The organism is Pseudomonas sp. URMO17WK12:I12, from assembly GCF_000514395.1.
GTDB lineage: Bacteria > Pseudomonadota > Gammaproteobacteria > Pseudomonadales > Pseudomonadaceae > Aquipseudomonas > Aquipseudomonas mucoides.
Genome location: NZ_AZVV01000005.1, coordinates 289,241 through 311,088, shown reverse-complemented (window position 1 = coordinate 311,088; position 21,848 = coordinate 289,241). Strand labels below are relative to the sequence as shown.

Annotated in this window: 21 protein-coding genes; 8 read left to right on the top strand and 13 right to left on the bottom strand. The window is 58.8% G+C overall.

Annotated features, from left to right (window positions below):
- Positions 1-2: 2 nt before the first annotated feature.
- Genes prpC through D882_RS0106860 form a run of 3 tightly spaced genes read right to left on the bottom strand, consistent with a single transcriptional unit; the run spans position 3 to position 2,776 of the window.
- Positions 3-1,130, bottom strand: a complete 1,128-nt coding sequence (prpC, locus tag D882_RS0106870; protein ID WP_027922546.1) for a 2-methylcitrate synthase — start codon at positions 1,128-1,130, stop codon at positions 3-5.
- A gap of 42 nt (positions 1,131-1,172) precedes the next feature.
- Complete coding sequence (gene prpB / locus D882_RS0106865; protein WP_027922545.1) at positions 1,173-2,063, bottom strand: methylisocitrate lyase; 891 nt, start codon at positions 2,061-2,063, stop codon at positions 1,173-1,175.
- Complete coding sequence (locus D882_RS0106860; protein ID WP_172825947.1) at positions 2,060-2,776, bottom strand: GntR family transcriptional regulator; 717 nt, start codon at positions 2,774-2,776, stop codon at positions 2,060-2,062. The genes prpB and D882_RS0106860 overlap by 4 nt, the downstream gene beginning before the upstream one ends.
- 302 nt (positions 2,777-3,078) lie before the next feature.
- Between D882_RS0106860 and D882_RS0106855 the strand changes: the two genes are divergently transcribed.
- The 4 genes from D882_RS0106855 to pabB all read left to right on the top strand — a co-directional run bounded on the left by D882_RS0106855 (position 3,079) and on the right by pabB (position 7,634).
- Positions 3,079-3,615 carry an ATP-dependent zinc protease gene (locus D882_RS0106855; protein WP_027922543.1) on the top strand — a complete coding sequence of 179 codons (537 nt, stop codon included), beginning with the start codon at positions 3,079-3,081 and terminating at the stop codon, positions 3,613-3,615.
- Positions 3,616-3,620: 5 nt separating this feature from the next.
- Entirely contained in the window at positions 3,621-5,153 is a 1,533-nt protein-coding gene (locus D882_RS0106850) for an inactive transglutaminase family protein (protein WP_027922542.1), read from the top strand.
- Positions 5,153-6,139, top strand: coding sequence for an alpha-L-glutamate ligase-like protein (locus tag D882_RS0106845; RefSeq protein ID WP_027922541.1), 987 nt, complete (start codon positions 5,153-5,155; stop codon positions 6,137-6,139). The genes D882_RS0106850 and D882_RS0106845 overlap by 1 nt, the downstream gene beginning before the upstream one ends.
- Positions 6,140-6,296: 157 nt before the next feature.
- On the top strand, positions 6,297-7,634 hold the full coding sequence (gene pabB, locus D882_RS0106840; RefSeq protein ID WP_027922540.1) for an aminodeoxychorismate synthase component I: 1,338 nt from the start codon (positions 6,297-6,299) through the stop codon (positions 7,632-7,634).
- A 101-nt stretch (positions 7,635-7,735) separates the two neighbouring features.
- Here pabB and thrH read toward each other — a convergent pair whose 3' ends face one another.
- The gene (gene thrH / locus D882_RS0106835) at positions 7,736-8,353 is read right to left on the bottom strand and encodes a bifunctional phosphoserine phosphatase/homoserine phosphotransferase ThrH (RefSeq protein ID WP_027922539.1); all 618 of its coding nucleotides are present in this window, start codon (positions 8,351-8,353) and stop codon (positions 7,736-7,738) included.
- A gap of 173 nt (positions 8,354-8,526) precedes the next feature.
- Here thrH and D882_RS0106830 point away from each other — a divergent pair, with 173 nt between their 5' ends.
- Positions 8,527-9,267: a phosphoadenylyl-sulfate reductase gene (locus D882_RS0106830; protein ID WP_008027340.1), complete on the top strand. Its 741-nt coding sequence runs from the start codon at positions 8,527-8,529 to the stop codon at positions 9,265-9,267.
- A 70-nt stretch (positions 9,268-9,337) separates the two neighbouring features.
- On the opposite strand, the gene D882_RS0106825 is transcribed toward D882_RS0106830, so the two are convergent.
- Positions 9,338-10,261 carry a LysR family transcriptional regulator gene (locus D882_RS0106825; protein WP_027922538.1) on the bottom strand — a complete coding sequence of 308 codons (924 nt, stop codon included), beginning with the start codon at positions 10,259-10,261 and terminating at the stop codon, positions 9,338-9,340.
- Positions 10,262-10,386: 125 nt separating this feature from the next.
- Between D882_RS0106825 and D882_RS0106820 the strand changes: the two genes are divergently transcribed.
- On the top strand, positions 10,387-11,133 hold the full coding sequence (locus tag D882_RS0106820) for a 3-oxoacyl-ACP reductase family protein (RefSeq protein WP_027922537.1): 747 nt from the start codon (positions 10,387-10,389) through the stop codon (positions 11,131-11,133).
- A 64-nt stretch (positions 11,134-11,197) separates the two neighbouring features.
- Here D882_RS0106820 and D882_RS0106815 read toward each other — a convergent pair whose 3' ends face one another.
- Positions 11,198-11,893 (bottom strand): HAD-IA family hydrolase, encoded by a 696-nt coding sequence (locus D882_RS0106815; RefSeq protein WP_027922536.1) that lies wholly within the window; start codon positions 11,891-11,893, stop codon positions 11,198-11,200.
- Between the two features lie 252 nt (positions 11,894-12,145).
- Between D882_RS0106815 and D882_RS0106810 the strand changes: the two genes are divergently transcribed.
- Together D882_RS0106810 and D882_RS0106805 are read left to right on the top strand one after the other, a co-directional pair.
- Positions 12,146-17,002 (top strand): RHS repeat-associated core domain-containing protein, encoded by a 4,857-nt coding sequence (locus D882_RS0106810; RefSeq protein ID WP_027922535.1) that lies wholly within the window; start codon positions 12,146-12,148, stop codon positions 17,000-17,002.
- A complete protein-coding gene (locus D882_RS0106805; protein WP_032833448.1) occupies positions 16,999-17,418 on the top strand; it encodes a hypothetical protein in 420 nt (139 codons plus the stop codon). Before D882_RS0106810 ends, D882_RS0106805 begins: the two co-directional genes overlap by 4 nt.
- Before the next feature lie 456 nt (positions 17,419-17,874).
- On the opposite strand, the gene D882_RS0106795 is transcribed toward D882_RS0106805, so the two are convergent.
- The 7 genes from D882_RS0106795 to D882_RS0106765 all read right to left on the bottom strand — a co-directional run bounded on the left by D882_RS0106795 (position 17,875) and on the right by D882_RS0106765 (position 21,829).
- On the bottom strand, positions 17,875-18,087 hold the full coding sequence (locus D882_RS0106795; RefSeq protein ID WP_027922532.1) for a hypothetical protein: 213 nt from the start codon (positions 18,085-18,087) through the stop codon (positions 17,875-17,877).
- Positions 18,088-18,185: 98 nt separating this feature from the next.
- A complete protein-coding gene (locus D882_RS0106790; protein ID WP_027922531.1) occupies positions 18,186-18,368 on the bottom strand; it encodes a hypothetical protein in 183 nt (60 codons plus the stop codon).
- 122 nt (positions 18,369-18,490) lie between these two features.
- Complete coding sequence (locus tag D882_RS0106785) at positions 18,491-18,964, bottom strand: glycine zipper domain-containing protein (protein ID WP_050590149.1); 474 nt, start codon at positions 18,962-18,964, stop codon at positions 18,491-18,493.
- A gap of 114 nt (positions 18,965-19,078) precedes the next feature.
- Complete coding sequence (locus D882_RS0106780) at positions 19,079-19,450, bottom strand: hypothetical protein (protein ID WP_027922529.1); 372 nt, start codon at positions 19,448-19,450, stop codon at positions 19,079-19,081.
- 336 nt (positions 19,451-19,786) lie between these two features.
- Complete coding sequence (locus D882_RS1000000133120) at positions 19,787-19,975, bottom strand: hypothetical protein (RefSeq protein WP_027922528.1); 189 nt, start codon at positions 19,973-19,975, stop codon at positions 19,787-19,789.
- A gap of 177 nt (positions 19,976-20,152) precedes the next feature.
- Positions 20,153-20,473 carry a YbjQ family protein gene (locus D882_RS0106770; RefSeq protein ID WP_027922527.1) on the bottom strand — a complete coding sequence of 107 codons (321 nt, stop codon included), beginning with the start codon at positions 20,471-20,473 and terminating at the stop codon, positions 20,153-20,155.
- A 27-nt stretch (positions 20,474-20,500) separates the two neighbouring features.
- Positions 20,501-21,829, bottom strand: a complete 1,329-nt coding sequence (locus D882_RS0106765) for a serine hydrolase (RefSeq protein ID WP_027922526.1) — start codon at positions 21,827-21,829, stop codon at positions 20,501-20,503.
- Positions 21,830-21,848 lie beyond the last annotated feature (19 nt).

Here is a 21,848-nt window from a genome sequence, read left to right as displayed (position 1 = left end):
ATTCAGCGTTGTTCGATTGGCACGAACTTGCGCTGTTCAACGCCGACGTACTCGGCGCTCGGGCGGATGATGCGATTGTTGGCGCGCTGTTCGAACACGTGGGCAGCCCAGCCGGTCAGGCGCGAGCAGACGAAAATCGGTGTGAACAACTTGGTCGGGATGCCCATGAAGTGGTACGCCGAGGCATGGTAGAAGTCGGCGTTCGGGAACAGTTTCTTTTGCTCCCACATGGTCTTGTCGATGGCTTCGGAAACCGGGAACAACACCTTGTCGCCCACTTCGTCAGCGAGTTTTTTCGACCAGCCCTTGATCACTTCATTGCGCGGATCGTTGTCTTTGTAGATCGCGTGACCGAAGCCCATGATCTTGTCTTTGCGCTCGAGCATGCCGAGGGTGCCTTCGATCGCCGCTTGCGGCGAGCTGAAGCGCTCGATCATTTCCATTGCCGCTTCGTTGGCGCCGCCGTGCAGTGGACCGCGCAGCGAACCGATGGCCGCCGTGATGCAGGAGAACAGATCCGACAGTGTGGATGCGCAAACACGTGCGGTGAAGGTCGACGCGTTGAACTCGTGCTCTGCGTAGAGGATCAGCGAAACGTTCATCACCTTGACGTGCAACTCGCTTGGCTTCTCGCCGTGCAGCAGGTGCAGGAAATGACCGCCGATGGTCGGCTCGTCAGTCACGCAGTTGATGCGCTTGCCGTCGTGGCTGAAGCGATACCAGTAGGTCATGATCGCCGGGAATGCGGCCAGCAGACGGTCGGTCTTGTCGTGTTGCTCGGAGAAGTTGTTCTCCGGCTCCAGGTTGCCCAGGAACGAGCAGCCGGTACGCATCACGTCCATCGGGTGGGCGTCGGCGGGGATGCGTTCCAGTACTTCTTTCAACGCTTGTGGCAGGTCACGCAGCTTGCTCAGCTTGCTGACGTAGGCATCCAGTTGCGCTTTGCTCGGCAGTTCGCCGTACAGCAGCAGGTAGGCGACCTCTTCGAACTGCGCGTCAGCCGCCAGTTCGCGAACGTCGTAGCCACGATAGGTCAGGCCTGCGCCCGATTGCCCCACGGTGGACAGTGCGGTTTGCCCGGCAACCTGACCACGGAGCCCGGCGCCACTGAGTACTTTTGCTTCGGCCATTTCTGCCTCCAGTTTCTTGAATTTATTAGGGAGTTATTCGACTTACTTTTTCGCAGCGAACAACGCATCGAGCTTCTGCTCGAAGGTGTGGTAGTCGATGCGATCGTAAAGCTCCATGCGGGTCTGCATGGTGTCGATGACGTTCTGTTGCGTGCCGTCGCGGCGGATGGCGGTGTAGACGTTTTCCGCGGCTTTGTTCATCGCGCGGAAAGCGGACAGCGGATACAGCACCAGCGATACATCGGCACCGGCGAGTTGCTCGGTGGTGTACAGCGGTGTTGCGCCGAATTCGGTGATGTTGGCCAGGATCGGCGCTTTCACACGGCTGGCGAACAGCTTGTACATGTCCAGTTCAGTGATGGCTTCCGGGAAGATCATGTCGGCGCCGGCCTCGATGCACGCAGCGGCGCGATCCAGGGCAGATTCCAGACCTTCGACCGCCAGGGCGTCGGTACGCGCCATGATCACGAAGCTGTCATCGGTACGCGCATCCACCGCGGCTTTGATGCGGTCGACCATTTCCTGCAGCGAGACGATTTCTTTGTTCGGACGGTGGCCGCAACGCTTGGCGCCGACCTGGTCTTCGATGTGAACGGCGGCAGCGCCGAACTTGATCATCGATTTCACGGTACGGGCGACGTTGAACGCCGAGGAACCGAAACCGGTGTCCACGTCCACCAGCAGCGGCAGGTCGCAAACATCGGTGATGCGACGCACGTCAGTCAGCACGTCATCCAGGCCAGTGATGCCCAGGTCCGGCACGCCGAGGGAGCCCGCGGCCACACCGCCACCGGACAGGTAAATCGCCTTGAAACCGGCGCGCTTGGCCAGCAGCGCGTGGTTGGCGTTGATCGCGCCGACCACTTGCAATGGATGCTCGCTGGCGACCGCATCGCGGAAACGCTGGCCTGGAGTGCTCTTGTTCAAACTCATGACTCACCTCGTTTGGCTGTCGGGTTAGCGCCGTCCTGGTAATGACGGGCGATATTGCGTTTGGAGGCGCCGATGTGGCGGCGCATCAACAACTCGGCCAGTTCACCGTCACGGTCGGCGATGGCATCGAGAATTCGGTGGTGCTCGGCAAATGCCTGGTGTGGGCGATTGGGCGTGGTGGAAAACTGGATGCGGTACATGCGCACCAGTTGATACAGCTCGCCGCAAAGCATTTGCGTCAGGGTGCGGTTACCGCTGCCCTGGATAATCCGGTAGTGGAAGTCGAAATCACCTTCCTGCTGGTAGTAGCCTCGGCCAGCCTGGAACGCTTCGTCACGCTCGTGGGTTTCGAGGACGCGGCGCAGTTCGTCGATTTCTTCGAGCGTCATGCGCTCGGCGGCCAGGCGGCAGGCCATGCCTTCAAGGGATTCACGGATTTCGTAGAGCTCAAGCAGCTCGGCATGATTGAGCGAGACCACCCGTGCCCCGACATGCGGAATGCGCACCAGCAGGCGCTGACCTTCCAGGCGGTGGATCGCTTCACGCAGCGGCCCGCGGCTGATGCCGTAGGTGCGCGCCAGCTCTGGCTCGGAGATCTTGCTGCCCGGGGCGATCTCGCCCTTGACGATGGCCGCCTGAATACGCCGGAAGACGTTTTCGGAAAGTGTCTCCGAATCGTCTTGGGTAATGAGTGGGGGATCCAGTTGATCCAACATATTGTCGACACCTTGAAAGCTGATGCCGCAAAAACTAGCGAAAACAGGCGCCGCAGTCAAAGGATAATTCGATATTGTCGACAATCGTCTAATAACCCGCCGCACCATAACAAAGCAGCACAGTGGTTTATAGCCGCCCGCCAGCGGTGGCGCCAGCAAACCACCGTGCTAGAATGCCGCCCGCATTTGTTTGTGACATCTGCACTGTTTGTCACAAATAGCTGATAGGCATACGAGGGAGCTTGCGCAGCAATGCCAGGGCCTTGAATCGACGTACGGACCGCTGCGCGCCAGGATTTATGAGACTCAAGCCCTTCCCGACATTCCTTTATCTACTGTGTCTGCCCGGTTTTGCCGCGGCGGGGGAAAAGACGGTGTACGGCCTCAACGAGTACGCCTCCCTGGATGGCATCGACCTGGAAGTCGCGGCCAAGCTCGACACAGGGGCGAAAACTGCCTCACTGAGTGCCCGCGACATCAAACGCTTCAAACGCAACGGTGAGTCCTGGGTACGCTTTTACCTGGCCATCGACGCCGCCCATTCGCACCCGATCGAACGGCCGCTGGCCCGTGTCAGCAAGATCAAGCGCCGGGCCGGTGACTACGACCCGGAAGAAGGCAAGAAGTACACGGCCCGCCCGGTAATCGAGCTGGACATCTGCATGGGTTCGGCATTACGCAGCATCGAAGTGAACCTGACCGACCGCAGCGCCTTCCAATACCCGCTGTTGATCGGCTCCGAAGCGCTCAAACGCTTCGACGCGCTGGTCGACCCCAGTCTTAAATACGCTGCTGGCAAACCCGCCTGCGCCACCGCCGCTCATACCGCAGAGTAATTCCAATGCGCTCTCTTAACCTCCATCTGAAAATGCTGATCGCCATCCTGGTGGTGCTGGGCATTTCAGTTACGGCCTATCAGATCTTCGTGCTCGGCATTCCCGTGACCGAAGACGCCACCGACGACTTGTGGAACATCGACGCCAAGGTCGAGTTCGTCGCCAGTGCCAAGGACCCGGTCAAGATCCAGATGTTCGTGCCGCCACTGAGTCGCGACTTCGTCAGCCTCAACGAGAGCTTCATCTCCAATAACTACGGCGTGGCAGTGAATCGGGTCGACGGCAACCGCAAGGTCACCTGGTCGGCGCGTCGGGCCAAGGGCAATCAAACCCTTTATTACCGTCTGGTGCTGACCAAGCGTTACTCCGGCGAAAAATCCAAGGTCAAGGGCCCGACCTTCCGTGACAGTATCGCCGTCGAAGGCCCGGAAAAAATCGCCGCCGAAGCCCTGCTCGCACCGATTCGCCAGCACTCGGCTGACGTCGAGACCTTCATTGGCGAAGCGATCAAGCGGGTCAACAATCTAAGCGACGACAATGTGAAACTGCTGCTGGCCGGCGATCCGTCCACCGCGAACAAAGCCAAAATCGTCGAGCTGGTCCTGTCCATCGCCCACGTGCCGGTGGAAAAGGTCCACACCATTCGTCTGGTGGCCGACCAGCCGCAACTGCCTGAACTCTGGTTGCGCAGCTTCAACGGCACTGACTGGCTGTACTTCAACCCGGAAACCGGTGAGCAAGGCCTGCCGACCGATCGCCTGCTGTGGTGGACCGGCGACGAAAACCTGATCACCGTCGATGGCGGCAAAAAAGCCAACGTGACCTTCAGCCTCAACAACAGCGAAATGAACGCCATTCGCCTGGCCAAGCTGACCGACGAAAACACCGACGCCAACTTCCTCGAATACTCGCTGTACGGTTTGCCGCTGCAAACCCAGCAGACGTTCATGATCATGGTGATGATCCCGATTGGCGTGCTGGTGATCCTGATCCTGCGCAACCTGATCGGCATCCAGACCCTCGGCACCTTCACCCCGGTGCTGATCGCCCTCGCCTTCCGCGAAACCGGGCTCGGCTTCGGCATCGTGCTGTTCACGATCATCACCGCGCTGGGGCTGTCGCTGCGTTCCTACCTTGAACACCTGAAGCTGCAAATGCTGCCAAGGCTGTCGGTGGTGCTGACCTTCGTGGTGGTGCTGATCGCGGCGATCAGCCTGTTCAGCCATAAACTTGGCCTCGAACGCGGGCTGTCGGTGGCGCTGTTCCCGATGGTGATCCTGACCATGACCATCGAACGCCTGTCGATTACCTGGGAAGAACGCGGTTCGGGCCATGCCATGAAAGTGGCGATCGGCACGCTGTTCGCCGCGTCCCTGGCGCACTTGATCATGACCGTGCCGGAGCTGGTGTACTTCGTGTTCACGTTCCCGGCGATCCTGCTGATCCTGGTGGGCTTCATGCTGGCAATGGGTCGCTATCGCGGCTACCGCCTGACCGAACTGGTGCGATTCAAGGCGTTCCTGAAGGCGGACGTCTGATGTTCGGTTTCTGGAAGACCTGGAAGGCCCTGGAAGCCCGGGGCATCATGGGCATCAACCGGCGTAACGCCGACTACGTGCTCAAGTACAACAAGCGCAGCCTGTACCCGATTGTCGATGACAAGATCATCACCAAGGAGCGCGCCATTGCCGCTGGCATTCATGTGCCGCAACTGTATGGCGTGATCTCCACCGAGAAGGAAATCGACAACCTCGATTCCATCATCGGCGACCGTACCGACTTCGTGATAAAACCCGCGCAGGGCGCGGGTGGCGACGGCATCATTGTGGTCGCCGACCGTTTCGAGGGCCGCTATCGCACGGTGTCCGGCAAGATCATCAGCCATGAGGAAATCGAGCACCATGTCTCCAGTATCCTCACCGGCCTGTATTCCCTGGGTGGTCATCGCGACCGCGCGCTGATCGAATACCGGGTGATCCCGGACCAGATCTTCAAGAGCATCAGCTATGAAGGCGTGCCGGACATTCGCATCATCGTGTTGATGGGGTATCCAGTGATGGCCATGCTGCGCCTGCCGACCCGGCAATCCGGCGGCAAGGCCAACCTGCACCAGGGCGCCATCGGCGTCGGTGTCGACCTCGCGACCGGGGAAACATTGCGCGGCACCTGGCTGAACAACATCATCACCAAACACCCCGACACCACCAACGCCGTCGATGGCGTGCAACTGCCCTACTGGGACGGTTTCATGAAACTCGCGGCCGGCTGTTATGAGCTGTGCGGGTTGGGTTACATCGGCGTTGATATGGTCCTGGACCAGGAAAAAGGCCCGTTGATCCTCGAGCTCAATGCCCGCCCTGGGTTGAACATCCAGATCGCCAACGATTGCGGGCTGACCTTGCGTACACATGCGGTTGAAGCGCGGTTGGAAGAGTTGAAGGCTCGCGGGGTTACCGAGACGGTGAAAGAGCGCGTGGAGTTTGTTCAGGAGATGTTTGGGCATATTCCGGCGGTTGAGGGCTGATCTGAAACCGAGTCGCGGCCATCGCGAGCTTGCTCGCGATGGCGGACTGACAGTCACTAAAGCACTCAACTTGCCAATCCCCGACATCCCCTCTAGGAGCAAATCCTGCAGAGGACTACAATCGCCACCCCGCCTCGATGGCTGACCCGCCCCGCCCATGTTGACCTGTTCCGTACACCCGCTCCCTTATCGCGCCAACCCCGCCGACTACTTCGCGGCGATTCGTCACGCGCCCGGCGCTGTGCTGCTCGACAGTGGCCGGCCAAGTGCCGAGCGTGGGCGTTTTGATTTGCTCAGCGCCTGGCCGCTGGCGCAACTGGCTGTATTACCCGACGAAAGCGGCAGCGATTTCCTGCAACGCCTGCGCGAAAACCTGACACGACTCGGTAAAGCGCAAGTGCCTGATGAACTGCCCTTCGCCGGCGGCCTGATCGGTTACCTGAGCTACGACTTCGGTCGGCACCTGGAAAACCTGCCGAGCCAGGCGCAAGACGATCTGCAATTGCCCGATGCGCGTTTCGGGTTATATGACTGGGCCTTGATCAGCGATCACCACGTGAAGACCAGTCAACTGGTGTTTCACCCGTCGTTGGTCAATAGCGAACGCCAGCGTCTGATCACACTGTTCAGTCAGCCGCCGGCCGAAACCCTTGAACCTTTCACCCTGAAAGCGCCGATGCGTGCCGACCTGAGCGCCGACCAGTATCGCCAGGCGCTGGAACGCATTCAGAACTACATCCAGGCCGGTGACTGCTACCAGGTCAACTTCGCCCAGCGCTTCCGGGCGGAGTGCCAAGGCGATCCATGGGCAGCGTACGTCGCGTTGCGCGCCGCGTGCCCGACGCCATTTTCCGGTTTCCAGAGCCTGCCCGAGGGCGGCGCGGTGCTGAGCCTGTCGCCGGAGCGCTTCGTCAAAGTCAGCGAACGGCAGGTGGAAACCCGTCCGATCAAAGGCACCCGCCCTCGCGGCCTGACCGCTGCCGAAGACGCGGCGAATGCCGCCGAACTGCTCGCCAGCCCCAAGGATCGCGCGGAAAACCTGATGATTGTCGACCTGCTGCGCAATGACCTCGGGCGCACCTGCCGCATTGGTTCGGTGCGAGTGCCGGAGTTGTTCAGCCTGGAAAGCTATCCGAACGTGCATCATCTGGTGAGCAGCGTGACCGGTGAACTGGCGGATGACCGCGATGCGCTGGACCTGATTGCCGGCAGCTTCCCCGGCGGCTCGATCACTGGTGCGCCGAAGATTCGGGCGATGCAGATTATTGATGAGCTGGAGCCGACCCGGCGTGGATTGTACTGCGGGTCATTGCTGTATCTGGATGTGCGCGGCGAGATGGACAGTTCCATCGCGATTCGCAGCTTGCTGGTCAAGGATGGGCAAGTGTGTTGCTGGGGCGGTGGCGGAATCGTCGCTGACTCCGAGTGGCAGGCCGAGTATCAGGAATCGATAACCAAGGTCAAAGTCCTGCTCGATACCCTGCAAAACCTTTAAAAGCATCGTCGGAACGCCGCCCGGACCCAGCCCGGCTCCCACAGGTTTAGCGCAATACCTGTAGGCGCCGGGCTTGCCCGCGATGGGGCCCTTCCAGACGACTAAAGGCTCAACGCCCGATTAGAAGCCTTGATGAACTCCTGCTTTAGCGCCTCAAACGTATGCACCGCCGGGAACTGTGGAAACTCGCGAATCACATTGTCCGGCGCATGGAACAGAATCCCCGCATCCGCCTCACCCAGCATCGTCGTGTCGTTGTACGAATCCCCCGCCGCGATCACCCGATAGTAGAGGCTCTTGAAGGACAGAACCGACTGACGCTTGGGATCTTTCTGACGCAGCTGATAGCTGGTCACCCGACCGGAATCATCGGTAATCAAGCGATGGCACAGCAACGTCGGAAAACCCAGCTGGCGCATCAACGGCTGCGAAAACTCATAGAACGTGTCTGACAGGATCACCACCTGGAAGCGTTCGCGCAGCCAATTAACGAACTCGATGGCGCCATCGAGCGGCTTGAGCGTGGCAATCACTTCCTGGATATCGGCGAGTTTCAGGCCGTGTTCATCGAGAATTCGCAGGCGTTGCTTCATCAGCACGTCATAGTCAGGAATGTCCCGGGTGGTAGCCCGCAGGGATTCGATTCCGGTTTTTTCGGCAAACGCGATCCATATTTCCGGGACCAGTACACCTTCAAGATCCAGACAGGCAATTTCCACAAGACACTCCCATTTGTATTGATTATTGAGTCGAGCGAGCAAAAAGACTGCCGAACTCTAGCGATTCGGGCTGACCGGCGCAACGCAGAGGGCGCGCCAGCGGCTGCAGGATTTTGTTACCATCGCAGCCATATAGAGCGCCCAGCGCCACCGACCTGTAGGAAGCCGCCCTGATGAGCCCAACGTTCGACGTCGTGGAACTCGCCACGACCTATGCCAATAAGTCCGCCCAGGACATCCTGAAACTCGCCTTTGCCGAGTTTGGCGATGACCTGTGGATATCTTTCAGCGGCGCCGAAGACGTGGTGCTGGTAGACATGGCCTGGAAGCTGAACAAGAACGTCAAGGTGTTCAGCCTCGATACCGGCCGCTTGCACCCGGAAACCTACCGTTTCATCGATCAGGTGCGCGAGCACTACAAGATCGACATCGAACTGGTGTCGCCGGACTACACGAAACTTGAACCCTTCGTGAAGGAAAAAGGCCTGTTCAGTTTCTACAAGGACGGCCATGGCGAATGCTGCGGCATCCGCAAGATCGAGCCGCTGCGCCGCAAGTTGTCCGGCGTCACCGCCTGGGCCACCGGCCAGCGCCGGGACCAGAGCCCGGGTACCCGCAGCGCCGTCGCGGTGCTGGAAATCGACACCGCGTTCTCGACGCCCGAGCGCACCCTGTACAAATTCAATCCGCTGGCGCAAATGACCAGCGAAGAGATCTGGGGCTACATCCGCATGCTGGAGCTGCCCTACAACAGCCTGCATGAGCGCGGGTTCATCAGCATTGGCTGCGAACCGTGCACCCGTCCGGTGCTGCCGAACCAGCATGAGCGCGAAGGTCGCTGGTGGTGGGAAGAGGCGACGCAGAAAGAATGCGGGTTGCATGCAGGCAACATCATCAGCAAATCCAAGGCCTGATCCCGAGCCTTGTGAGATCCCCTGTGGGAGCGGCAGACCGCGATGACAGCAACTCGGCCCCAAGCCGAACTCAAACCGCACTAAACCGCTGCCCCAGCCCCTGCTCCGCAAACTGCTCAATGATGAAATCCACAAACGCCCGGGTCTTGCCCGGCAACAGTTTGTGTTCCGCGTAATAGATCGAAATGTTGCCATCGTCGACATACCAGTCCGGCAGCACCCGCTGTAGCTTCCCGCTCTCCAGAAACCCCGAGGCGAACGGCATGCTGACCAGCGCAATCCCCAGCCCCTGGGCCGCCGTCGCGCACGCGGCTTCCGAATCACTCATGGTCATCCGCGCCTTCAATGTCAGCGGACTGTGTTGCTGCGTGCGACTGGTCAACTGCCAGGAACGCACCCGGCCGGTCTGCGGCGAACGAATCAGAATGCCGTCGTGGTGCTTGAGATCATCGGGCTCGGCGATCGCATCATGCGCCTCCAGATAACCGGCTGACGCCACCAACACCCGATGCGCCGGCGCCAGTTTGCGCGCCACCACCCCTTGGGGCAGTTCGAAACCACCGCCAATGGCCGCATCGAACCCCTGCGCAATCAAATCGACCTGACGGTTATCGAAATGCCAGTCCGGGTTGATCGCGGGGAAGCGCCGCAAAAACTCCCCCAGCAACGGCACGACATACAAGCGCCCAAACACCGTGCCCATGCTGACCTTCAGTGTCCCCGCCGGTCGGCCTTCGGCGCTGGCCAGATTGGCCACCGCATTCTGGATCGTGTGCAGGCTGGAACTGACCTCGCCAAGGAACAGCTGACCGGCCTCGGTCAACGTCAGGCTGCGGGTGCTGCGCTGAAATAGCCGCACACCAAGCCGTGCCTCGAGCTTTGCCACACTCTTGCCTACGGCGGCCGGGGTCAAACTCAAGCGCCGCGCGGCTTCGGCAAAGCTGCCGACCTCTGCACTGCGCACAAAGCATTCGATACTGCTGAAGGTTTCCATAGGTGCCACTATAAACTTTTGGTTTACACAGACTATCGCAATTGCCGGCTACTCATCGCCTGATCCTCAATCGATACTAGGCTCCATCAACCGAGGCATCTCGCCTCGGGATTTTGGAGATCGTTATGACTACTCAGAACCTCAGCGGCAAAGTGGCTTTGATTCAAGGCGGTTCCCGCGGTATCGGCGCCGCCATCGTCAAACGTCTGGCCGCTGAAGGCGCAACCGTTGCCTTCACCTACGTCAGCTCCACGGCCAAAGCCGAAGAATTGCAAAACAGCATCACCGGCAGCGGCGGCAAAGCCCTGGCCATCAAGGCGGACAGCGCCGACGCTGAAGCCATCCGCAACGCCGTGAGCGCTACGGTTAAAGCCTTCGGTCGCCTCGACATCCTCGTCAACAACGCTGGCGTGCTGGCCGTTGCACCACTGGAGGATTTCAAACTCGAAGATTTCGACCAGACCCTGGCCATCAACGTGCGCAGCGTGTTCATCGCCACCCAGGCCGCCGCCAAACACATGACTGAAGGCGGTCGCATCATCAACATCGGCAGCACCAACGCCGACCGCATGCCCTTCGCCGGTGGCGGCCCTTACGCCATGAGCAAATCAGCGCTGGTAGGTCTGACCAAAGGCTTGGCCCGCGACCTCGGCCCGCGCGGCATCACCATTAATAATGTGCAGCCCGGCCCGGTCGACACCGACATGAACCCGGCTGACGGTGACTTTGCGGAAAGCCTGATCCCGTTGATGGCAGTGGGTCGCTACGGCAAAGCCGAAGAGATCGCCAGCTTCGTGGCCTACCTCGTTGGTCCGGAAGCCGGTTACATCACCGGGGCCAGCCTGACCATCGACGGTGGTTTCGGCGCCTGATGCGCTAGACATAAACAAAATGTGGGAGCGAGCCTGTTCGCTCCCACTTTTGCTTACGGGTGCGTTAAGCCCATTCGAGGGCGGGTAAACCACACGCGCTCGGTGTGAACGCTTTCAGCGTACGAAGAATGCCATCGGCATGTGCGTATTTCTCATCCGCCATGGCTGCATCCGGGATCGCTATCGCGGTCATCCCCGCCGCTTTCGCCGCGGTGACGCCAAACGGCGAATCCTCAAACACCAGGCAGTCCTCAGGCGCAACGCCCAGGCGCCGCGCTGCGGTGAGGAAAATATCCGGCGCCGGTTTAGCTGCGCCGACCTCCGGGTCATCGGCCGTCACAACGAAATCGAACAGCGCAAACCAGTCACGGTGCAACGTGGTCTTCTGCCCGAACGACTGACGCGAGGAACTGGTACCCACGGCAATCGGAATGTTGTTGGCCTTCAAGTGCCGCACCAGTTCCTCAGCACCCGGCATCGCCAGCGCGGCAGGAAAACGCTCGCGCATCAATGGTTCGCGGATCACCAGGAACTCTTCGGCAGTGATCGGCAAATCGAGCGCCTCGACCACGTATCGCGCCAGATCACCGGCCCCACGGCCAATGATGTTTTGCTTGATGCTCCAGTCGAAAACCCGACCGTAACGCGCGGCAATCAGCGACGTGACCTCGGTGTAAATGCCCTCGGTGTCCAGCAACAAGCCGTCCATGTCGAAAATCACAGCCTTGATCGGGCCGAACTGATTGAGCGGTGCATTCATCGCATCGGATCCGTTTTCTAATGACATCCCAGAGGCGGCGCAGGTGTGGCCGGGTCCGTGATCGATTAAAGGATTCAGCAGCATAGCGAGCGCGGCTGACATTGAGCAACGGGCAATGCCCGACCGTTACAAAAAGTGCTGACCGTCATTTAGCGACTTTCCCTACATAAAACGCCTCTTTTCCCGACTTCTTTAGCCGCTGATCCCAAGCAAAGTCTCGCGCTCACATCTGATCTGCGCGAGGGACTGCGAATGTTCGAACCTGACAAGGTTCTGGCCTTGAACAACACCATCGGACTGCTGGTGGTCGCTGCCATGGACCCTGAGCAGCCGAATGTCGAAGGGTTGCTGGCTGACTTTCGACTGTGCCTCAACGACTACGATGCCTGGGCGGAGAGTTTCTGGACCGGCAAGGCGCTGGATATCGAGCAGGTGTTCAAGGTCGGCAACGAAGTCCGGCTGGTCGCGCCAAAGCATTCCACTGCGCCTGTCAGCTCCACCGTCGGGGCGTGCCCGGCCAGCGGCTCGTTGACGCTGGTACACATGTTCGACGCGGCGCAATTCGTCCCCATCGGCAATACGCCGGTGATGCTCGAGCCGTTGAATGCTGATGGCACCTATGGCGAGCCGGTCAACCACGAGATCGGCCCCAGCGGCATTCTCGAAATCCCCAAGTGCGAACGCGGCCAACGTTACCGCATCACCTTCTTTCCGAATGTTTCCACCGATCATGTCAAAGCACTCTACGCCTCCTATCAAGGCGTCATCGACGGCCTGGAAGACTGGCTGCGCAATGAGTGGACGACTGAATTCGAAGCGCCATGGGCCGAGTATGCACAAGCCGGATTCCTCAAGCGATACGGCCTGTTGCAACAAGCTGACTGGCTCGGTGTTGAGACGTCGCTAAACGGTTTGTGGGATGACGTGAAGCAGATTTACGAGCTGATCACCGACCTGCAGGCCAACAGCGAAAAACTCCTTGAGTACCTGACCGAAGTAGAACTTGAAACGCTGCTGCAGGCCTCGGCTGAATCGATTGCCAATCTGTTGCTGGTGTTGAGTGACGAGCCGTTGATGTTCATCCATCTGGCGGCGTTCACCAGTTGGCTGCGGATGATGCCACCGCAGCACATCGCCGAAGTTGTGGCAGAAATTCGTACAGGGGTATTGATTGGATTCCTGCTGGCACGCTTCACGGGGCCTGTAGGGCTGAGGTTCGGTATCAGTGCGAAGGTGCTGGGCAAAATCAAATCGGAGCGAGCGCGTAAATGGCTGGCAGCCGCGAGTTTGCGCCTGGCCGCTCTATCCGACTTGACGCCCCATACGGGCGTATTCAAACCCCTCGCGGTCAACATCCGCACTGTTCCGCTGAACCCTGCGCCTGCGGTGCCGCTACAGATCAGTGCAGGCTCTGCACCGGTTGTATGGGTGAACAACCCGGTCGCCATTGCTCGCAACAAATCCGCACCCAAGACTCGCCTGAGCCGGCACGAACAGCGCGACGACGCCCCCGAGCAGGCGAAAAACCCCAACGGCGACAGCGCCGATTGCGGGCCACTGACCTGCACCAATGGCTGTCCGGTGTCGATGGTCACCGGCGAAGAGTTGCTGACCCTGGACGATGGATCGCTCAACGGTTTGTTGCCGTTTGCGTTTACCCGGTTGTACCGAAGCAGCGCGGTGGAAATCGATTGCGGGCTGGGCTGGGGCTGGAGTCATTCGCTGGCGCATCGGCTGGAGCTGAACGCAGAGCACGTCGTCTGGATCGACCATGAAAACCGCCGCACGACATTTCCGCTGCCCAGCCAGAAACGCCCGGCCATTCACAACAGCCTGTCGCGGGCGGCGATTTATTCAGGGGATCAACCAGAAGAACTGGTGCTCGCCCTCGCTGGCGAAACCGCGCGGTTCTATCACTTTCGCAATGGCCGGCTGACCACGATCAGCGATGCCTATAACAACAGGCTGCACATCACCCGTGACCGGCAGGATCGCATTCAGCGCCTCGACAACGGCGCCGGTCGTTCGCTGCTGTTGCGCTACGAGCGCCGGCACATCGTCGCCGTCGAGTACCAGTCGTTTCACCCCGCCGATACGGCGGCTGACGCCTGGCGTACCGAGCAAACGCTGATTGCCTACCGCTACGACGCCCGACAGCGACTGATCGAAGCGACCAATGCCGCCGGGGAAAGCGAACGGTACGACTACGACGACCGACACGTGATTCTCCAGCGGCAATTGGCCGGTGGGGCCAGTTTTTTTTGGGAGTGGGAGCGGTCCGGCAAAGCGGCCCGATGCACAAGGCACTGGGCGACGTTCGCGCAAATGGATACGCGCTATGCCTGGGACGACAACGGCGCAGTGCTGGTTAAAAACGTCGATGGCAGCGAGGAGGTTTACGTCCATGACGATACGGCGCGGTTGGTGCGCCGGGTCGGGCCGGATGGCGCCGAGCACCTCAAGACTTATGACCACAAGGGTCAGCTGATTGCCGAACAGGGGCCGTTGGGGGCCATTACTCAATACCGCTACGACGATCTCGGGCGGCTGATTGCGCTGATTCCACCTGAAGATGAGCCAACGTCCTACGAATACCGCAACGGTTTCCTGCATGCGCGTTATCGCGGTCAGGCGGTATGGAAATATCAACGCAACGCTCAGGGTGATGTCACCGAATCCATCGACCCCGACGGCCAGGTCACTCACTACCACTACGACACTCAAGGACGACTGGCATCGATCCGTTTTCCGGACAGCAGTCGTCATGTTTTCGTTCGGGATGCTATCGGGCAACTGATCGAGGAGACCTTGCCGGACGGCGGTCAGCGGCGGTTTTCCTACGACGCTCTGGGACGGCAGATTACCCGTCAGGATGAACATGGCGCTGTCACTCACTACCAATGGGACGCCGTTGGCCGACTGCTCCAGACGACTCTTCCTACTGGTGCCAGCCGAGCCTTCAGCTACAACGCCTACGGCAAAATCACCGCCGAACGCGATGAATTGGGGCGTGTCACGCGCTTTGAGTACGACGATGACCTGCACCTGGTCAGCCGCCGGATCAACCCCGACGGCACGCATCTGCACTATCGCTATGACAACGCACGGCTTCTGCTGACCGAAATCGAGAACGAGTCCGGCGAACACTATCGACTGGACTACACAGCTAGTGGATTGATCCGACAGGAAGTCGGATTTGACGGTCGACGCACTGCGTATGCCTACGACCTCAATGGTCATCTGCTGGAAAAAATCGAGTTCGGCGATGACGGCTCGCAACTGATGACCCGTTACCAACGGGACTCAACCGGTCGCCTGCTGATCAAAACCCTGCCCGACGGCAACAACGTCGAATACCACTACGACAGCCTGGGCCGCTTGGTCAGTGTCGACGACAACCACGATCACCCACTGGAATTCGAATACGACACTCAGAACCGGCTGATCACAGAACACCAGAGCTGGGCCACATTGCGCTATGGCTACGACGCGTGCGGCCGACTCAACCACCTGCGCCTGCCAGACAACAGCAAAATCGATTACCACCGCGCCAAGGGTGGCGCACTGACAGCCATCGACCTCAACGGCACCCGGCTCACAAGCCACACCTATCAATTCGGCCGCGAACTAAAGCGCCAGCAAGGCTTGTTACACAGCCAGTACGACCACGACGAACAAGGTCGTCTGAAGGCCCATGCCGTCAGCCAACACCCGCAATCGCTGTATCGACGCGATTATGCCTACAGCGCCAACGGCAACCTCGACACCCTCGCGGACACCCGCCATGGCCAACGCAACTACCAATACGATCCGCTCAACCGCCTGATCCGCGTCCGTCACTCCCGCGACCAACAACCCGAAAGCTTCGCCCACGACCCCGCCGGTAACCTGCTGATGCAGGATCGCCCCGGCCCGGCCGCCGTCAAAGGCAATCGCCTGTTGATGCAAGGCGACCGCCACTTCGACTACGACGCCTTCGGCAACCTGATCCGCGAACGCCGCGGCACCGGGCAAAAACTCGTCACCGAATACCACTACGACTGCCAACACCGGTTAATCAGCGCCACGCTGCCCAACGGCACCTGCGCGACCTACCGCTACGACGCCTTCGGCCGCCGCATCCGCAAAACCGTCGACGGCAAAACCACCGAGTTTTTCTGGCAAGGCGACCAGCTCATCGCCGAACACAGCCAGGACCACCACCGCAGCTACCTCTACGAACCCGGCACTTTCCGCCCACTCGCCATGCTCGACGGCAAAGGCCCACGCCAGGCCTGCCCGTTCTACTACCAACTCGACCACCTTGGCACCCCCCAAGAACTCACCGACTACAGCGGCGACATCATCTGGGCCGCGCAATACACCGCCTACGGCCGCCTGACCCGGTTGAATCGCGATACCCATCAGGTGCTGGATCAACCGTTGAGGTTTCAAGGGCAGTATTTCGACGCGGAGACAGGGCTGCATTACAACCGGCATCGTTATTACAACCCGGATCTGGGACGGTATTTGACGCCGGACCCGAGTGGGTTAGCGGGTGGGTTGAACGGGTATCAGTACACGCGGAACCCGACGGGGTGGGTTGATCCGTTGGGGTTGAATGAGTGTCCTGGGGGGGATGGGTGTAAGAGGCCGGCGTTTGGGGAGGAGGATCCGGCCAGTAAGGTAGCGATTAAAAATCGTGAACCCCAATTACCAAAACCCAAAAAAGAGGACGACTTCTTATATCGCGGAGACGAAAGGGAGCCTCACGATGTATTTGAAAATGGTTTTAAAAGCAAAGGAAAAAGCAACGACCTACTACTACACTCATTAGACAGTCGGGATCCACCGAGCAATTTTATTAGCACATCCACTTCTAGGGAAGCCGGGAAATTTTTCGCCACTGAATACAACACAAAACCGGGCTATCTATATACACTCAACAAAATCCCCGGACACGATCTAAATATAGAACTAGGATCTTTGTACGAGTTTGGTAGAGAAAAAGAAATTGCCATTCCAAGCCGCATTGAAAAAGAGGACGTACTTGGAGCAACCCTAATTCTTGATAATGGCAAAGACTTTGGTTATTCCATACCAAACCCTAACAGGAGAATTAAAAAATGATACGGACAGTAGAAATAACGATTGAAAACAATGGACTTAAAGAAACGGCTCGATTGACATGCGACAATAAAGCTGGAAACGGAGATGTAACCATCATATTCACGATGCAAAACGGATTATCTAAAACCTATTCTGACTCTGATTTTTATAGATGCTTCGCTCGCACTAGAGAAGACAACACTGGAATAAAATTCCTATGCAAAGGATCAAAAGTAAATGTTCATACGTCCAGCATGTCATCACAGATGTCTCTTGGATTGAAAGCATACGAATTAACTTTAGGTAAAGCCTCATCATTCGATGACGTGATTTACATATTCGATTACGATGAACACAACTTAACTAACGACTCAGCCAAACAGCGAGCCTTTTATAGAAAATGGATTGAGACTGAAAAAACCCACGATGAGGACTAGTCGTAACTAAATACCAAAAGCCCGGCGCATTACCCGGGCTTTTTACCGCTTTAACTACCAGTCTCTTTCTTTCTCCCATCAGCCTCTTCTCCAGAGCTGTCCGATCCTCCAGCCCCACTCCCACCACTCACCGCCCCACTCCCCTTCCCCGGACTAGTACTACTCCCATTCGCATCCCCCCCATTCCCACCATTAATACTCCCCGGCGGCAACGCATCACCATCAGCAGAATTCGCATTCATTTCAGTCGACGGAGGCATCCCCCCTTTATCCACAGGCGCATCATTCCCATTGGATAGAGCCAGCGCACTCAACGAGCCGACAGACAACAGCCCTGCAATGATCAGGGCTGTGAGTTTTGAACTGACCATGACGCATCTCCTTTAAAAAAGGTGCATACCTGATCTGGCAGCGCTCTGTTTTTAAAGGTGCCACACAACCGACGAGCGGCTTGACTCAGCTCGGCTCGCCTGAGTAATCCTCACCGGCAATGTCCGGATCTTCAGGGTCCGCCTCGACATCACCGCGCCTCACATCATCCTCAGGCACTTGCTCCACCGCCGTATCGTCATCGGGCGGACGTTGATCACGACTCAACGAATCGGTCGGTGACGGCAGCGGATATTCAGGTGTGTCGTCGGTGTCGGTGTCTTTCGGATCAGCGTTCATAAGCACCTCTCAAAGGGCCTGAAAAGCAGGCCCTGATAGTTCGAGGGGTGATGCAGGGTGGTGTTCGATCAGAGAGACGATCGGTTAAACAAAACACATCAATCTACGTCTTCATCCTCTTCTTCGTACTCGAGGTTCCCCACATCGCCCGCGTCATCAGAGTCGTTGAGGGGCACCGTGGCGTCGTCCATGAGTGAACCCGGATCTTCATTGCCAGGGTCGTTGATGAATGGAAGTCCGCTTGGGCCTTTTTGTTCTTTGCCTTCGGTTTCTGGCGTCATGGCATGCCTCGCATTATTGGGGGGTGTATGAAGTTCGAGACCGCCTGTGGCCAATCGTTCCGGTTTGCGAATTGCAGACACAAAAAACCCGGCACCAGGCCGGGTTTCTATTCGAGAGCGTATTAGTGATGCTTGTTTTTGTGCTTATGCTTGTGACCGTTCCCGTGGCCGGAATGTGAGCTGCCATTGTTGCCGTCGTCGCCCAGGTTGTTCCCGACTGCACCACCCGCGGCACCGCCAAGGCCCGCGCCGATGGTCGAACCGGTCGAGCCGCCGAGGCTGTTGCCAACCACTGAGCCACCTGCTGCACCTAAACCACCGCCAATAGCCGCCTCGTTGCGATTGCCTTTACTCGCCCCGACTGCGCTACCGGCCGCACCACCAACGCCCGCGCCAATAGCGGCGCCTGTGCTGCCGCCCAATTGTCCGCCGACGACGTTACCCAACGCACCACCCAGACCGCCGCCCACTGCAGCGGTGCCGTCGCCGGCCGCCATTGCACCTTGAGCCGCGAACAGTCCAACCACAAACGCAGACAGCACCAAACGTCGAGCAATGATGTTTCTACACTTTTTGCCGTTGTTAACCGGAGTCATGGGAAGCCTCTTATTCTACGGGGGTATACGACCTTTGAGGCTTGGGTCAAAGAATCGTTCATTAACGAAAAAGCCCGGCGTTTAGCCGGGCTCTTCGATGCTGATCGATCAGGATCAGTGACGCTTGTGACCGTTGGCCAGGTTGCTGCCAACGCCGCCGCCCAAAGCACCACCCAAACCAGCGCCGATGGTGGAACCGCTCTTGCCACCCAGGCTGTTGCCGATCACCGAACCGCCGGCCGCGCCAACGCCACCACCAATGGCAGCGGAAGTACGGTGGCCTTTGCGTGCTGTAACAGCACTGCCGGCTGCGCCCGCTACGCCCGCACCAATCGCTGCGCCGGTGCTGCCGCCCATGCTTTGGCCGACCACATTACCCAGCGCACCGCCCAGACCGCCGCCAATTGCCGCGGTGCCATCACTGGCAGCCATCGCACCTTGAGCAACCAGAAGCCCAAGAACCAGTGCAGGCAGAGTTAAACGCATGACGAAAACCTCAAAAATAGGGAGATAAATGAAAGGCGGGGATTGAATGCTTTAGCGCACGAAACGTCCACACAAAAACCTCCGCACCTCGCAATTAGCGACGGTTGGACAGCGTTTATGGAAAAGGTTTTATGGCAGGCAAAAAAAAGCCCGCTGGGGAACGGGCCAGGTACTGCTTTCTAACGGATGGTTTGAGCCTACGGGCGATGCTGTGAAAAGTTTGTGAAAAAACAAACGACCAACACCACCGAGCGTCTGCCGCCGGGTTTTCAACCGACAATGGGTGCTGCAACAACGAAAAACCCCGCTGAATGGCGGGGTTTGTGCGGTTAACGGTTACTTCCTGGAAGGCGCTGCCACTCTCGGTAGAAATTTCGACTTCGGCCCTCTGGGCACGGTGGATTTCACTTTGCCGACCTGGACCGGGTCTTCCCCGAAGCCCGCCACATACTCTGTCTGGCCGCATTTAACGCAATTGTTGATTGGAAATTCAGCCCCGTCGTCTTCGATATACGGATCAGCCATACCTCTTCCCCTCTCAAAAAGGGTCGACACCGGCAAAGCCATTTGCCTGAAAAATATCGACCACCAAGGCTTTTGAGACTAGTCGGTCATTACCGGACTTGTAATTCAGATTGTTGCGTGCCCGACGAATGGCCCGCGCTGCGACCGATAAAACACCTCGCGATCAAACAAATCGAATCACTTCAATCTGACCGCTGTCCCCGTCACAAACACCACGACCATCCCGCCCTTGCCAGCCGGCATGCTGATCTCAAAATCGAGCCCTACCACTGCGTCCGCCTGAAGCGCTCGCGCCCGCTCCTTGATCTCGTCAGTCGCCTGAATCCGCGCTTCCTTCAACGCCCGCTCCAACGTCTGGGAACGCCCGCCGAAAAAATCCCGCATCCCGGCAAACACGTCGCGGATAACGTTCACGCCCTGCACTGACTCGGCACTGACGATGTCCAGGTAGGCGGTGATCTGACGGCCTTCGATGGCGTGGGTTGTGGTGGTGATCATAGGAATTCCTTCTTTATAAACAGCGAATCAAGGCAACTTGGACAAAAACGCGGCCAACGCATCAAACGCCGGCAGCGTCACCGGATCATTCGCCGAGTTACTGGCAACCGGGTGCGAGGCATAACGAACAATCACCATCTCGGCTTTCGGATCGACATAGATGCGCTGGCCATGAACGCCGCGCGCCATGAATGCCCCGTCCTCCTTGCCCGTCACCCACCACATCGAGCGGTAACTCCAGCCCTTCAACAAGTCATAACCGGCCTTGGCGAAAACCTGTTTGTCGCCACCACGACGAATGTCATCCACGACGGCTTTGGGCACGATCTGCTGGCCGTTGAACTGGCCGTCATTGCGCAGCATCTCGCCAAACCGGGCGAGGTCTCGCAAGCCGGTGTTCAAGCCACCGCCAGCAAACGGCGTGCCGATGGCGTCCACGGTGAAATAGGCATCCTGCTCGGCGCCCAAACGACTCCAGATGCGCTCCGATAATAACTGCGCAACGTTGCGGCCGGTCGCTCGGGCGATGATCCAGCCGAGGGCGTCGGTGTTGACGGTCTTGTAGCCAAACGCGCTGCCGTGTTCGCCTTGCAGTTGAACGGTCTGCAAAAACTCGTAGTAACTCCGCGGCCCGGTGTAGTCCTTGGGCTTGGGCAATGGACTGCCAGCCTTTGCGTGCGCCCAGACTTCGGCGTTCGGGTCGGCATAGTCTTCGCTGTATTTGAGTGCGGTGGTCATGTCGAGGACCTGACGTACCGTGGCGCTGCCGAACGCGGAGGCCGCCAGTTCGGGAACGTAATCGGCGACAGGCTTGTTCGCATCGATTCGCCCCTCAGCCACCAACATTGCACCCAGCGTGCCGACCACGGATTTGGTCACTGACATCGCCGCGTGCTGACCTTCGGGTTTCAGCACACCGAAGTAGCGCTCATAGACCACCTTGCCCCTGTGCATCACCACAATTCCGTCGGTGTAAGTGGCGGCGAGGGATTGATTCCAGGTCATCGCCTGCGTTGCGCCAAGCGGCGTGAAGCTGACGGCATCGATATCGTTGCGCAGCGCAGAAGTCAGCGGGACCGGGGCGCCGAGGCCTCGTGAAACGTTGATTGTCGGCATGAGCTGCCGGAAGTTCGAAACGCTCCAGCGCATAGCCGGGAACTGGAAGTAACTGCCGTCCTCGAAGCGCACGGTGCGATCGGCAGGAGGTGGCGAACCGACCATCCAGCCCAGTTTGGCGGGGTCACTGGCTTCGGCGTCAGGGAATGTGGTTGCGGTGACGAGTGGTGACAGGGCGCATGCCAACACCGCAGTGAGGGACCTGACAGTGCGGCGGTGAACAGCGCGAAGGTGAGGCATTGTGTCGATTCCATTCGAG

Excerpts from the sequence above, each read along its gene's own strand:
- pabB (WP_027922540.1), top strand. The coding sequence starts at position 6,297 with ATGTTGACCTGTTCCGTACACCCGCTCCCTTATCGCGCCAACCCCGCC.
- D882_RS1000000133120 (WP_027922528.1), bottom strand. The coding sequence starts at position 19,975 with ATGGCTGATCCGTATATCGAAGACGACGGGGCTGAATTTCCAATCAAC.
- D882_RS0106780 (WP_027922529.1), bottom strand. The coding sequence starts at position 19,450 with ATGCGTTTAACTCTGCCTGCACTGGTTCTTGGGCTTCTGGTTGCTCAA.
- D882_RS0106810 (WP_027922535.1), top strand. The coding sequence starts at position 12,146 with ATGTTCGAACCTGACAAGGTTCTGGCCTTGAACAACACCATCGGACTG.
- D882_RS0106825 (WP_027922538.1), bottom strand. The coding sequence starts at position 10,261 with ATGGAAACCTTCAGCAGTATCGAATGCTTTGTGCGCAGTGCAGAGGTC.
- D882_RS0106795 (WP_027922532.1), bottom strand. The coding sequence starts at position 18,087 with ATGAACGCTGATCCGAAAGACACCGACACCGACGACACACCTGAATAT.
- D882_RS0106770 (WP_027922527.1), bottom strand. The coding sequence starts at position 20,473 with ATGATCACCACCACAACCCACGCCATCGAAGGCCGTCAGATCACCGCC.
- D882_RS0106805 (WP_032833448.1), top strand. The coding sequence starts at position 16,999 with ATGATACGGACAGTAGAAATAACGATTGAAAACAATGGACTTAAAGAA.
- D882_RS0106820 (WP_027922537.1), top strand. The coding sequence starts at position 10,387 with ATGACTACTCAGAACCTCAGCGGCAAAGTGGCTTTGATTCAAGGCGGT.
- D882_RS0106830 (WP_008027340.1), top strand. The coding sequence starts at position 8,527 with ATGAGCCCAACGTTCGACGTCGTGGAACTCGCCACGACCTATGCCAAT.
- D882_RS0106855 (WP_027922543.1), top strand. The coding sequence starts at position 3,079 with ATGAGACTCAAGCCCTTCCCGACATTCCTTTATCTACTGTGTCTGCCC.
- D882_RS0106785 (WP_050590149.1), bottom strand. The coding sequence starts at position 18,964 with ATGACTCCGGTTAACAACGGCAAAAAGTGTAGAAACATCATTGCTCGA.
- D882_RS0106845 (WP_027922541.1), top strand. The coding sequence starts at position 5,153 with ATGTTCGGTTTCTGGAAGACCTGGAAGGCCCTGGAAGCCCGGGGCATC.
- D882_RS0106850 (WP_027922542.1), top strand. The coding sequence starts at position 3,621 with ATGCGCTCTCTTAACCTCCATCTGAAAATGCTGATCGCCATCCTGGTG.
- D882_RS0106815 (WP_027922536.1), bottom strand. The coding sequence starts at position 11,893 with ATGAATGCACCGCTCAATCAGTTCGGCCCGATCAAGGCTGTGATTTTC.
- D882_RS0106765 (WP_027922526.1), bottom strand. The coding sequence starts at position 21,829 with ATGCCTCACCTTCGCGCTGTTCACCGCCGCACTGTCAGGTCCCTCACT.
- D882_RS0106790 (WP_027922531.1), bottom strand. The coding sequence starts at position 18,368 with ATGACGCCAGAAACCGAAGGCAAAGAACAAAAAGGCCCAAGCGGACTT.
- prpC (WP_027922546.1), bottom strand. The coding sequence starts at position 1,130 with ATGGCCGAAGCAAAAGTACTCAGTGGCGCCGGGCTCCGTGGTCAGGTT.
- prpB (WP_027922545.1), bottom strand. The coding sequence starts at position 2,063 with ATGAGTTTGAACAAGAGCACTCCAGGCCAGCGTTTCCGCGATGCGGTC.